This window comes from Chryseobacterium oranimense (assembly GCF_900129755.1).
GTDB lineage: Bacteria > Bacteroidota > Bacteroidia > Flavobacteriales > Weeksellaceae > Chryseobacterium > Chryseobacterium oranimense.
This window is the reverse complement of the sequence record NZ_FQWT01000002.1, coordinates 1-13398: the sequence shown is the minus strand read 5'-3', so window position 1 is coordinate 13398 and position 13398 is coordinate 1. Positions and strand designations below refer to the sequence as shown.

The 13398-nt window shown below is 39.0% G+C and carries 7 protein-coding genes; all 7 read left to right on the top strand.

Going from position 1 to position 13398, the window contains the following annotated elements; genetic code table 11:
• The first annotated feature begins 40 nt into the window (after positions 1-40).
• The 7 genes from BUB03_RS06535 (at position 41) to BUB03_RS06505 (ending at position 13189) form a co-directional block, all read left to right on the top strand.
• Positions 41-892 (top strand): ATPase, encoded by an 852-nt coding sequence (locus BUB03_RS06535; RefSeq protein ID WP_073061376.1) that lies wholly within the window; start codon positions 41-43, stop codon positions 890-892.
• Positions 893-907: 15 nt separating this feature from the next.
• Complete coding sequence (locus tag BUB03_RS06530) at positions 908-3205, top strand: NADP-dependent malic enzyme (protein ID WP_040993772.1); 2298 nt, start codon at positions 908-910, stop codon at positions 3203-3205.
• Positions 3206-3390: 185 nt separating this feature from the next.
• Positions 3391-3975 (top strand): Holliday junction branch migration protein RuvA, encoded by a 585-nt coding sequence (gene ruvA / locus BUB03_RS06525; RefSeq protein ID WP_040993774.1) that lies wholly within the window; start codon positions 3391-3393, stop codon positions 3973-3975.
• Positions 3976-4032: 57 nt separating this feature from the next.
• Positions 4033-10998: a T9SS outer membrane translocon Sov/SprA gene (sov, locus tag BUB03_RS06520; protein WP_073061373.1), complete on the top strand. Its 6966-nt coding sequence runs from the start codon at positions 4033-4035 to the stop codon at positions 10996-10998.
• A gap of 130 nt (positions 10999-11128) precedes the next feature.
• A complete protein-coding gene (locus tag BUB03_RS22060; RefSeq protein ID WP_228417789.1) occupies positions 11129-12331 on the top strand; it encodes a hypothetical protein in 1203 nt (400 codons plus the stop codon).
• Between the two features lie 128 nt (positions 12332-12459).
• Positions 12460-12837, top strand: a complete 378-nt coding sequence (gcvH, locus tag BUB03_RS06510; RefSeq protein WP_040993778.1) for a glycine cleavage system protein GcvH — start codon at positions 12460-12462, stop codon at positions 12835-12837.
• Positions 12779-13189: a VanZ family protein gene (locus tag BUB03_RS06505; protein ID WP_175547489.1), complete on the top strand. Its 411-nt coding sequence runs from the start codon at positions 12779-12781 to the stop codon at positions 13187-13189. Before gcvH ends, BUB03_RS06505 begins: the two co-directional genes overlap by 59 nt.
• Positions 13190-13398: the final 209 nt, after the last annotated feature.

The following is a 13398-nucleotide window of genomic DNA, read 5'->3' as shown; positions in this document are numbered from 1 at the left end:
TAAATTCATAATTTAGCATCCTTAAACTAAAATGTAAAATATGGTTGCTATTGTTGATAGTGGGTCTACCAAGTCAGATTGGGTGATACTGGATGATTTCAAAAAAGAGTTTTTAAAAACAGAAACCATCGGCTTTAATCCCAATTTTATCAACCGAGAACTCATTGTTCCTGAAATAGAAAAGAACAGCAGCCTTATACTAGTCAAAAATTCCATTACAAAGATCTTCTTCTATGGCTCAGGGTGCGGTGTGAAACAAAACTGCGAAACCATTGAAGAAGAGCTTAAAAAAATATTCACAAAAGCAGAAATTGTTGTGAGGGAAGATCTTATGGCCGCAGCCTATGCTGCATACGGCGGCAAACCGGCTGTAGTATGCATCTTAGGAACAGGATCAAATTCCTGCTATTTTGACGGTGAAAACCTTAAGATAGAATTACCGTCCTTAGGCTTCCTTATGGGAGATGAAGGAAGCGGAAGTGCCATCGGAAAACAGCTGGTACGAAGATATTTTATGAAAAAACTCCCTGCAGACCTTCATACAGAATTCGAGCAGAGCTACGGGCTTAAAATAGAGGAAGCCCTGAACAATATGTATCACAGCCCGAGACCGAATGCCTGGCTGGCAGATTTCAACAAATTCGTGATCGAAAGAAAGGAGCACCCTTACTTTAAAAATATGGTATACGAAGAAATGAAAAACTTCTTCGAATACCAGGTGATTCCCTATGAAGAATCAAAAGATGCCGAGATCAATTTCATCGGCTCTATTGCGTATTATTATGAGCACATTCTCCGCTCTGTTGCGGAAGAATTCCAATTACATGTGGGCCATGTGGTCCAGAAACCCATCGAAAGTTTAGTAGACTACCATATTAAGTATATACTTTAATAAAAAACAAATTCTATGTCAAGCAAAAACAACCGCGACGAAAAGAACTTCAATCAGGCTGCGTTGGATTATCATAAAAATGAACCTAAAGGAAAAATTGAAGTCATTCCTTCAAAGCCACACTCTTCACAAAGAGATTTATCACTGGCCTATTCACCGGGAGTGGCGGTTCCTTGTATGGAGATCCATGATAAGCCCGAAACCGTATACGATTATACAGGAAAAGGTAATCTGGTAGCCGTAATTTCAAACGGAACGGCGGTATTGGGACTTGGTGATATTGGGGCAGAAGCTTCAAAACCGGTAATGGAAGGAAAAGGTCTTTTATTCAAGATCTTTGCAGATATCAACGTTTTTGATATCGAGATTGATGAAAAAGATCCGGACAAGTTTATTCAGATTGTAAAAGGGATTGCTCCTACATTCGGAGGAATCAACCTTGAAGATATTAAAGCTCCTGAAGCATTTTACATTGAGCAGAAACTTAAAGAAGAGCTTAATATTCCTTTAATGCACGATGACCAGCACGGAACAGCTATTATTTCCGCAGCTGCCCTGATCAATGCATTACAGATTGCCAATAAAAACATCGGAGAAGTGAAAATGGTAGTGAACGGTGCCGGAGCGGCAGCCATTGCCTGTACCAACCTGTATATTTCTCTGGGACTGAAAAGAGAAAATGTTTTAATGTGCGACAGCAAAGGGGTTATCAATCACAAAAGAGAAAACCTTACGCCTGAAAAACTGGATTTCATTGCCAATACCGATATCGAAACATTAGAAGATGCCGTAAAAGGTTCCGACGTTTTCATCGGTTTATCAAAAGGAAACGTAATGACCCCGGAAATGCTTTCCAGCATGAACGAAAATCCTATCGTTTTCGCTTTGGCTAATCCTGATCCTGAAATTGCATACGACCTTGCCCTTGAAACCCGTAAGGATGTCATCATGGCAACCGGAAGAAGCGATTATCCTAACCAGGTAAACAATGTATTGGGATTCCCTTATATTTTCCGTGGCGCTTTGGATGTCCAGGCAAGGGGAATCAATGAAGAAATGAAGCTGGCAGCTGTACACGCAATTGCAGATCTTGCGAAAGAACCTGTACCTGAAGCGGTAATTCTTGCTTACAATGTTCAGAACTTACAGTTTGGAAGAGAATATTTCATTCCGAAACCATTTGATAACAGACTGATCACCAAAGTATCCAGTGCTGTAGCAAAAGCAGCTATCGAAAGCGGTATTGCAGGAAAAACCATCGAAGACTTCGAAGAATACGAAAACCAGCTGCTGGACAGAATGGGAAGAGACGAGAAGCTGGTAAGAATGATGCAGAGCCGTGCCAAATCCAATCCGAAAAGAATCACATTAGGAAATGCCGAAGAATACAACGTATTGAAAGCAGCGCAGATCCTTTATGAAGAGGGAATTGCCTTCCCAAGCCTTTTAGGAGACAAGAAATACATCAAAGAACAGATGGAGCGTTTTGGAATCAATCTGGATATTCCAATCATTGATCCAAGCGACGACGACCAGAAAGAAAACAGAAAAAAATACAGGGAAACCCTTTGGAAACTTCGTCAGAGAAAAGGAATGAATGAATATAAGGCGAAAAGATATGTTCGCCAGAGAGATTATTTCGGTCCTTTAATGCTGAGACATGGAGATACAGACGGACTTATCGTAGGTTTCTCTAAAAACTATACTTCAGTACTTCGTCCTGTTTTGGAAGTGATTGAAAAAGATAAAGGAGTAGATAAAATAGCGGCGATGATGATGATCCTGTCTGAAAAGAAGCCTATTTTCTTTGCAGATACCTCCATCAACCAGAATCCTACGGCGGAAGATCTTGTGAATATTGCTAAAATGGCAGAAATCACCGTGAAATCTTTTGCAATAGAACCTAGAATCGCTATGCTTGGATTCGAAAACTTTGCAGCTATCTCCGATACTTCCAAAAAAGTAGCCAAAGCAGTAAGTATCCTTCATGAGAAATATCCTAAAATGATAGTTGATGGTGAAATCCAGCCGGATTTTGCAATGAACGCAGACCATTTGAGCGATTATCCTTTCTCTAAATTAGGAACAACTCCTGCCAATACTTTCGTTTTCCCGAATCTTGAAAGTGCTAATCTTTCTTACAAAATCATCAGAGGAATGAAGGTTGCCCAGGTAATAGGACCTATTTTAATGGGACTAAAGCAGCCTGTACACGTTTTACAGATGCGTTCCAGTGTGGATGAAATTGTAAACCTTGCAACGGTAGCCGTTCTCGATGCCCAGAGAAGAGAAAAGAAAGCTTCCGAGAAATAATAAGACTGCCAGACCAATGGCAATTTTAAATATAAAACAGTAAAAGACTCCATATTTTGGAGTCTTTTGTTTTTGTATTAAATCATTGAATGTACACTCAAAATTTAAGTTAAAACTCATTCGCTCATGAAATGAAAATATTAATTAGTTTAAATTGCTATATTTGGGAGTTTTAAAAATTAATAATGATATTTTCCTTAAAAGGCAGCGTTCAAGAACTTACACCCACTTACGCAGTAATCGACGTACAAGGAGTTGGTTACTATGTAGGTATCAGTTTGATGACCTCCCAGGCACTGGCCCTGAATAAGCCGGCATTCTTATTTACTCAGCAGATCATACGGGAAGATGCTCATCTTCTCTTTGGATTTAACACTCGTTCAGAAAAAGAAATGTTCAATCTGTTAATAAGCGTTAACGGAGTAGGAGCTGTTTCTGCCCTTATACTTCTTTCCACTTTAAGCCTTGAAGAGATTGCTTCGGCCATCCTCTCGAGAAACAGCGCACTCATTCAGAAAGCCAAAGGAATTGGTGCTAAAACTGCAGAAAGAATCATCGTGGATTTGAAGGATAAAGTCCAAAAATTCAGCATTGCAGAAGAAAATATTTCTTCTTTTGTGGATAATAAAGTGAAGGAAGAATCGTTATCTGCATTAGAAGTTTTAGGGATTCCGAAACGTATGAGTGAGAAGATCGCGGACAGAATGATGAAACAGAATCCGGAGATCTCCGTAGAAGAATTGGTAAAACAAATTTTAAAAAACATTTAACATTTGGTGGCGAATAATAAGCATCTGAAAATATTTTTGTTCCTGTCGTTCCTGTGCATGTCAGTAAGTGCCTTTGCACAGGTGCGTGATACTGCGATCATAAAGAAAGATTATCAACTGGCCGATCCCACGAGGTACGAAGCCTATTACGATATAAAAACAGGAATGTATTATGTGTATCCTAAAATAGGAAATACATTCACAGGACCTCCTACAGCGATGTCTCCCGAAGAGTATAAGGAATTTATGCTCGCAACGCAGTCAAAAGCTTACTACAAAGAAAAATCCGATAAATACAGTCTCCTTTACAGAAGAGACAGAACTGATGCCCGCAAGAAAGGGCTCATTCCGTCTTTAACGATCAACAACAGGCTGTTTGAAACTATTTTCGGAAGTAATAAAATAGAGATTATCCCATCCGGATATGCCTCTTTAGACTTTGCCGGGTTATACCAGAAAATAGATAACCCACTGATTCTGCCTCAAAACAGAACTAGCTTTACTTTTGATATCGACCAAAGGATACAGTTGGGACTGTTAGGTAAAGTAGGAGAAAATCTCCAGCTGAAAGCCAATTACGATACCCAGAGTGGTTTTGCATTCGAAAACAGGATGAACCTCGTATGGCAGGCAAAAGGCAGCTGGAAAGATCTTCAGACCAAAGGTCTTGGGGATGTAGACAAGCCTAGTGCCGGAGGAGAAGATAAGATCATTAAAAGAGTAGAATTCGGTAACGTTAATATGCCGCTTTCTACAAGTCTTATCCGTGGTTCACAGTCATTATTCGGGGTAAAATCAGAATTCCAGCTTGGAAAAACTTATGGAACGGTAGTTCTTTCCCAACAACAGGGAGAAGCCAGAAATATTGTAGTACAGGGTGGTGGTGTGATGAATAACTTCAAGGTTAATGCTATTGACTACGAAGATAATCAGCACTTCTTCCTGGGACATTACTTCCTGGATCGTTACGACAATGCTTTGGCCAATTATCCACAGATCAATTCCACGGTTAATATTACCAGATTGGAAGTATGGGTACTTGACCAGGGAAACAGTAACCTGGCTTATCAGAAAAGTATTATTGGTATCAGGGATTTGGGAGAAGGAGCAGCCGGTCTGCCGGACAACTCACAGAACGGATTGTATCAGTCAATTAATGCTGTGGTAGGAACAAGGGAAGCCGGGAAAAACTATGCAACTACTTTTCAGGGGCAGATGTTTCCGGGAAGTACGCAGCCATATGACAACGGAGAACAATTTATTTTCAATACAAAAGCAAGAAGGCTGAATGCCAATGAATATACATTGCAGCCTCAGTTAGGATATATCTCATTAAACCAGAAACTAAACGAGAATCAGCTTTTAGCGGTTTCATATTCCTTCACGGATGGAACCAATAAAGTCTATAAAGTAGGGGAATTCTCCGAAGAAAGCCCGGTATTGGTAACCAAAGTTCTTAGGGTAAACAATAAAGTGAATACAGAATCCCCTATGTGGGACCTGATGATGAAAAACATCTATTCGCTGGATGCCGGACAGGTAGCACAGGACGGATTCATCCTGAATGTTTTTTATCGTGATCCGAAAACCGGAGGTAAAGTCAACTACCTTCCGGGAACCAGTGTTCAGGACAAAAACTTACTTAAATTACTTAACTGGGACCGTCTTAATATGAACGGCGATATCCAGGCCAGCAGCGGAGTACTGGGAGACGGTATTTTTGACTTTGTCAACGGAATTACCATCAGGCCGGAAACAGGAAAAATTATCTTTACCAAAGTACAGCCTTTCGGAAGCTTTATGCAGGGACAGGTCGGGAATGATCCGCAGTTTGTTTTTACTGATCTCTACAGGCAGCAGAAGCAGGTGGCATCTTCCAGCAACCTTGCACAGCGATATACCATAGAAGGGCGTTATAAAGGAACACAAGGGCAGGGAATTTCCCTTGGTGCTGTAAACGTTCCGCAGGGATCTGTAAAAGTTTCTGCAAACGGTGTTCAGCTGACAGAAGGGGTAGACTATACCGTAGATTATATGCTGGGAACGGTAACCATTATCAACGAAAATGTTAAACAGTCCGGACAGGCCATTAATATTTCACTGGAAAACCAGCTTACATTTAATACCCAGAGAAAAAGATTCTTAGGATTAAACCTCGAAAGAAGATTCAGTGAAAACTTCATATTAGGAGGAACCATTGTCAATTATTCCGAATCTCCGCTTACCCAGAAGGTAAACTACGGACAGGAAGCGGTCAACAATACAATGGCAGGGATCAATATGATGTATAACAATCAGGTTCCTTTCCTTACCAGGCTGACGGATAAAATTCCATTGGTAAACACTGAAGCCCCATCCAACCTGAACTTCAAAATGGAAGCTGCATACCTTCTTCCGGGACTGAATAAAGGGACGAATGACCAATCTTATGTGGATGATTTCGAACAGACAACCTCTAAAATATCTTTAAAAGAGCCGGCAGCATGGAGCTTAGCTTCAAGACCTGAGAAAAACCTGGCACCTCCGTTTAACGGCGCACCAAGTGATGATGCCCTGACAAGCGGCTACGGAAGAGGACTTTTATCATGGTACAACATTGACCCGAGATTCTGGGGAGTAGGAGGAAGAGCACCTGCGGGAATTACAGCACAATCTGTTTCCAATCACGCATCCAGAAGAGTTCAGTACTCCGAAATTTATAACAACAGAGATTTTGTTGCAGGTGAGCAAACCTTCACCAATACTTTAGATATTTCCTATTATCCTCAGGAAAAAGGTCCTTATAACGTTAATCCTGGTTCTGAAACAGCAGCTTCCAGATGGGCGGGGATCATGAGACCGATCAGTGTTTCCAATTTCGTTAACTCGAATATAGAATATGTAGAATTCTGGATGATGGATCCTTATGCGGACGGAACCGTTTTAGGAAACAATGCCAGGCTTTTACTTCAATTAGGAAACGTTTCCGAAGATATCCTGAAAGATGGCAAAATGCAGTATGAAAATGGTCTTCCAACGCCAGGAGCACCATCTACTACCACCACTTCCAATTGGGGAGTACAGCCGAAACAGCCACCGATTCTTTATGCATTTTCAAGTGAAGGGGACGACAGAAGATCCCAGGATTTGGGTTACGATGGTCTAAGTTCTGATCAGGAATCCATGAGATTCGGGAATACATTTGTAAACCCGGTTACCAACCTGGTAGACCCTGCAGTGGATGACTTTGTGTTTTTCATGTCAGATAAATTTACAGGAAATCAGGCTGCATCTCTTGTTCAGAGATACAAATATTTCAGAAACCCGGAAGGAAACTCTCAGGCCAATTCATTGGAAGTAGCTTCCCAGACTCCGGATGCGGAAGATATCAACAAGGATTATAACCTTGACCAGACAGAAAGCTATAATGAATACGTTGTAAAATTAGATAAACCAAGTCTTGCATTAGGACAGAACAATATCGTAGATGTAAAAACAGTAAAAGCTACCTTCCAGAACGGGCAGTCTTCCGATGTGAAATGGTACCTGTTCAGAATTCCTGTTTCTAAATATGCTGAGAATGATGCGGAAGGAGAAAGAAGTGCATCAGTACTTAACAACGTACGATTTGCGAGATTAATGCTTACAGGTTTTGAGAACACTTCTACTTTAAGATTTGGGACCATGGATCTTGTAAGATCAGACTGGAGAAGATATCCTAATCAAATTGCCAGCCCAACAGTAACTTCTCAGCAGGAAGGGGTAGGTATAGCGCAAAATAACAACTTCGAAGTAGGAAGCGTAAATATTGAGGAAAATGCATTAAACCAGCCTCCGTATGTATTGCCTCCGGGAATCGACAGACAGGTGTTAAGTGGAAATGCGGGAGCACAGAGACAGAATGAAGCTTCCCTTTACATGAAGGTAGATAATCTTGCCGGAGAAGCAAGAGGAGTTTTCAAAAATACTACCCTGGATATGAGAAGATATAAAAAGCTTAAATTTTTTGTACATGCTCAGGATCCTACTGACAGATACCAGGGTATTGATTCCGAATCTAAATTCTTTATCCGTTTCGGAAGTGATGCTACAGACAACTATTATGAGTATGAATCTCAAATGATGCTTACTCCTAGAACTGCAACCACTCCTTTGGAAATATGGCCGATTGAAAATAATGTCGATTTTGAAATTCAGAATTTTGTAGACGCCAAAATCAGAAGAGATAAAAACTCAACCAATATTGTAGACAGAATTATGGATCCTAACTTTGGAGATGAGTCAAAAAGGATTTATATCAAAGGACGTCCAAGTTTAGGAAATATTACGACTATTATGATCGGGGTAAGAAATACAAGCCGTTCAAACTCCATCACCAGAATTCTATGGGTAAACGAAATCCGCCTTTCCGAAATTGAAAATGACGGAGGATATGCAGGTAATGCAAGCTTAAACTTCAACCTTGGAGATTTTGCCACCGTCAATACCAATGCATCTTATACTTCCGTAGGTTTCGGGAATATAGATTCAAAACCGGCGGAAAGAAATCAGTCTACCCAATCTGCATTCAGTATCAATACCGCTGTCAATGTAGATAAGTTCCTTCCTGAAAAAAGCGGAATGAAGATTCCTTTAAACTATTCCTATTCGCAAACCATTGAGGATCCAAAATATAATCCTCTTGATACCGATGTACAATTCAGCAAGGCAGCGAACAAAGAACAGCTTAAGAAGGTAGCAAGAACATATACACAACAAAGAAGTATTGGAGTTGTCAATATGCATAAAGAAAGGGTAAATCCAAATAAAAAGCCTAAGTTCTATGATATTGAAAACGTTTCTGTAACTGCAGTCTATAATGATGATTATTACAGAGATATTTATACTTCTAAAAACTACAGACAGTATCTGAGAGGATATGTTGATTATAATTACACCTTCAAGCCATGGGTAATTAAGCCATTCAACAAAATGATCAGTGATACGGCAAAATCCACGAAATACCTGAAATGGATTAAAGAATTCAATTTCAATCCGGTTCCTACAAGATTATCTTTCAGAACGGAAATAGACAGAAATTACAATGAGCTTGAGTTCCGAAACGTGGAAGCAATCCTGAACGGAAATACCGGTGAAAGTTTTGCTCCGATCAGAAACAGAAACTTCTATTTCGGGTGGCAGTATGGCTTAGGATTTAAATTTACCAAATCATTGAATCTGGAAATTAATTCTGCGACAAGAACCCTTAATGATAATGTGGATGTGAACGGGATGAATGACAAATCCATCTTTGGAAATGTGTTCAGAGCCGGTAGACCGGTATTGTATAATCACAGAGTTCAGCTTAATTACAAACTGCCGTTCCAGTATCTTCCATATTTGGATTTTATTGACGCAGAAATAGGGTATGGGCTTACTTATAACTGGAATGCAAGATCTACGGCACTTCTTTCAAGTCCTGAGGGAAGCCTAGGTTCTGTAGGTCAGAATACCAATGTGATTCAGGCTACGGCTACTGCAGATATTCCTAAGTTCTTTGGCCAGTTTAAATATTTCAAGAACATCTCTGCAAAACTGCAGAAGCGTAAACAGGAGATAGATTCCTTGAACAACGTCTATACACAGCAATGGGAAAAGAAAAGATACAGATATAAGGGCTATAAGTTCAAAAATAAACTGACATTATTGCAGAGTGCAGCTTTCGCTTTGACTTCATTCAAACAATTGGATATTAATTATTCCGAAAATAACGGAACGGTGCTTCCAGGTTTACTTTCAGCACCTAATATGTATGGATACGGTCAGACATTGGGAGGACCAACCATTGGATTCCTTTTAGGATCGCAGGCCGATATCAGAAGAACAGTGCTTGAAAATGGCTGGGTAAGTGATTCCCCTTATATGACGGATCCATATGTGAGGATGTCCACCAGAGAATTAAGAGCCAATTTACAGATCGTTCCGATTAATGATTTCAGGATTGACCTTAGTGCATTGCATAATTATAACAGAAACTTCTCACAATCAGGATTTAATAACAGGAACAACCTTGGAACAGCCAATCACGATTATACCTTTGCTAACGATCTGGTAACGTACTCCAACTCTGTGGTGCTTCTTAAAACCTCATTTAAAGAAACCCAGGCTGTTTACCAGGCGATAAGAGAAAATGCAATGATACTTTCCCAGCAGATGGGAATAGGAGAAATACTGAACAGTGACGGCTTTGCGGATCACTACAGTATTGCCAATGCCTATGTATTGATTCCTGCATTCAGGGCGGCAGTTGAAGGGAAATCCGTTAAACAGATCGGCAATGCTAAAAAAGCGGGACTTCCTATTCCAAACTGGAAGGTCATCTATTCAGGCTTAAGGAATATTCCTATCATTAACGGTCAGTTTACGAAGTTTGATATACAGCACGGATATACGGCGACCTATACAGCAACCGGTATCCAGTCAAGTATTGACTACTTTAACAGGATTTCAGGTGGAAATGCCTTCGATGTTAATAATGATTATATTAATCCGTTTACTTTCTCGCAGGTTGGTTACGTAGAATCATTCTCACCGCTTATCGGTATAGATGTTACGATGAGAAACAACATGCAGTTTGGGCTTCAGTATAACAGAAACAGAATGCTGATGTTAGGATTGGTAAACCATACCCTTACTGAAGATGCCAATACCGAATATGTAGTGAGACTTGGATATATCGTTAAGAATTTCAGATTAGGAATGGCCAATACAAGAGGTTCAAGAGGAAAAGGAAGTGACCTTAACATTAGAGGGGATATCTCGTTAAGAGACAGTAAAACTTCGATCATGAACATCCTGTTGAATGATTCACAGATTACAGGAGGTCAGAAATTGATGAATATAAAGCTTTCCGCAGATTACAATGTATCAGAAAACCTGAACCTGAGAGTATTCTACGAGCAGATGACTTCCAAGTACAAAATATCAACGGCATTCCCGCTGTCTACTATTAGAGCAGGTCTGTCTGCAACATTTACATTTGGAGATTCAGGCGGTGGTTTCTAAGAAAAAAATTAATATATAATTGTTAAAATAATAAACCCTTTCTGTAAAAGAAAGGGTTTATAGTTTTAATTCACGTTTTTTGGAATGCCTTGGTTTATATGATATCTTTGCTCAAAATTTACATAAAACTATGAAGAGATTTATTTTACCTTTTTTCACCCTAATGTCTATAATGTCCACGGCACAAAATCTGTCCCCTACAGTGTCAATTTCAGCTCCCGGTTCAGCTGATAATTTTACAGGAGGTTATACTTTTGCTTATGCTACTTCCGGAACACCTTGGAATGGCTCACTAATAAGTTTTGGAGGCTTTGCAAATCAATATGATACACAAATAAGTGCCGCTTATAATGGAAGTAATATATCCTTTAGAACTAGAAATGGGGATTTTAGTGTTTGGAATTCTTGGAATGAGCTAGCAACCAAAGGTGCAAATGATTTTACAGGTAAACAAACAATAATGGGCAATGTGGGTATAGGAACACTAACCCCATCTGAAAAGCTAACCGTTTTTGGAAATCATGAAAATTCTACAATTCTACTACATTCATCAGGTGATGGAGGAAACAGTTCTGCTAATTTGTCGTTTTGGGCTTCAGAGCCGCAAGAAACATATACAGGTGTAGGAATTGGGAATAATGTAAGAAACTATTTTAATGGTCAAAAATTTCCTCGTATTAATACAAATACAGGAGGTTCTTATATGCGATTATTGGAGAATCAGATTAATTTTAATTTAGTATCTAATACGGACGAGAGGAAAATCATAGCTACTTTAACTAGAGACAAATTTGAAGTTAGCGGCCAGCTCTCTTCTCTGGCAAATTCAAATGAAGGAGGCGTGCTTATTTTAGAAAACTCTACAAAAACATCCTCAAATATTGCCAGAAAGTGGGCTATATACAATATGACAGGAGGCTATGGTAATTCTTTACAATTCTGGAATTATTCAAATGATGGAACAATGTATGGTTCAAGATTAAAACTTTCTGACGATGGTAATATGGCTTTATATGGAAAATTCGAAGCAAAGGAAGTAAAGGTAACACTGACTCCAACAGCTGATTTTGTTTTTGATGAAAATTATAAGCTGCCAAAATTAGATGAGGTAGAAAAACATATTAAAGAAAAAAAGCATCTTCCTGAAATTGCATCGGCAGCACAAATGGAGAAAGAGGGAGTTAATATCGGAGAATTTCAGATTAAACTTCTGCAGAAAATTGAGGAACTTACATTATATACCATCGAGCAAAATAAGCAGCTTAAAAAACTTCAGGAAAATAATAACAAGTTAGCACAAGAAATTAAAGAATTAAAAGCTATAACAAAGTAATAAGATAGTAATCCAATCGCTGATTCAGGAATGTTTTTTTATTTTCCATCCAAAATTTGATCAAGATATTCATTACCTCTTTGAACCTTTTATTATTTTGAATACATTTGTACAAAATAAAAATTAAAATGAATACACCATCAGAATTAAAGTACACTAAAGACCACGAATGGATCAAGGTTGAAGGTAATGTTGCTACCATCGGTATTACAGACTTCGCACAGGGAGAACTTGGAGATATCGTATATGTAGATGTAGATACTGTAGATGATGATCTTGAAGGAGGAGCGGTTTTCGGAAGTGTAGAAGCAGTGAAAACTGTTTCAGATTTATTCTTACCTGTCGCTGGAAAAGTTATTGAGTTTAATTCCGAACTGGAAGATCAACCTGAGCTTTTAAATACAGATCCTTATGGAAACGGATGGATCATTAAATTAGAGCTTGCTGATGGTGCAGATCACTCAGAACTACTTACTGCAGAAGAATACCAGGCAATCATTGGATAATATTTCAAAAATATTTAGTAAGATTTTGCCCATTTATTGGGCATTTCTTACTTATATGCTTCTCAAGCCCGGTGAAGAAAACCATGAATATTGGTTTATGTTCAATGGTATCGACAAAGTTTTGCATGTGAGCATATTTGCAATGCTGGGGTTTTCCTTCATTGCTACCTTTCCCAGAATCAAATTTTCGTATTTTTTCCAGATCATACTTCTATATGCCTTCCTTACCGAAATTCTTCAGGAAGAAATGGGATTAGGCAGATCAATGGAAACCTTGGATATCGTAGCAGATATTATAGGCTGCCTGATCGGATACTCCATATATAAAGCACTCATCAAACGTTTTTTCTAGCAAAAAAGCTTTTTGGTTTTATTCACTGTTATTGTGGATAACTCGATTTTAATTGTAATGAACTTTAAATAAGCTTATTACAGGGTAACTTATCCCCAATGTGATTATTATATGAATTTTATGTTAAATACTTTTGTTTTGTGTAGTTATAAGGATGTATCTTTGCCCCACTGAAAACGAGAGTAGACGGTAGCGCAGAAGAGCTTTTG

Bases quoted from the DNA above. Each gene is read 5' to 3' on its own strand.
- BUB03_RS06505 (WP_175547489.1), top strand. From the start codon at position 12,779: ATGGTGCAGATCACTCAGAACTACTTACTGCAGAAGAATACCAGGCAA.
- BUB03_RS22060 (WP_228417789.1), top strand. From the start codon at position 11,129: ATGAAGAGATTTATTTTACCTTTTTTCACCCTAATGTCTATAATGTCC.
- ruvA (WP_040993774.1), top strand. From the start codon at position 3,391: ATGATATTTTCCTTAAAAGGCAGCGTTCAAGAACTTACACCCACTTAC.
- sov (WP_073061373.1), top strand. From the start codon at position 4,033: ATGTCAGTAAGTGCCTTTGCACAGGTGCGTGATACTGCGATCATAAAG.
- gcvH (WP_040993778.1), top strand. From the start codon at position 12,460: ATGAATACACCATCAGAATTAAAGTACACTAAAGACCACGAATGGATC.
- BUB03_RS06530 (WP_040993772.1), top strand. From the start codon at position 908: ATGTCAAGCAAAAACAACCGCGACGAAAAGAACTTCAATCAGGCTGCG.
- BUB03_RS06535 (WP_073061376.1), top strand. From the start codon at position 41: ATGGTTGCTATTGTTGATAGTGGGTCTACCAAGTCAGATTGGGTGATA.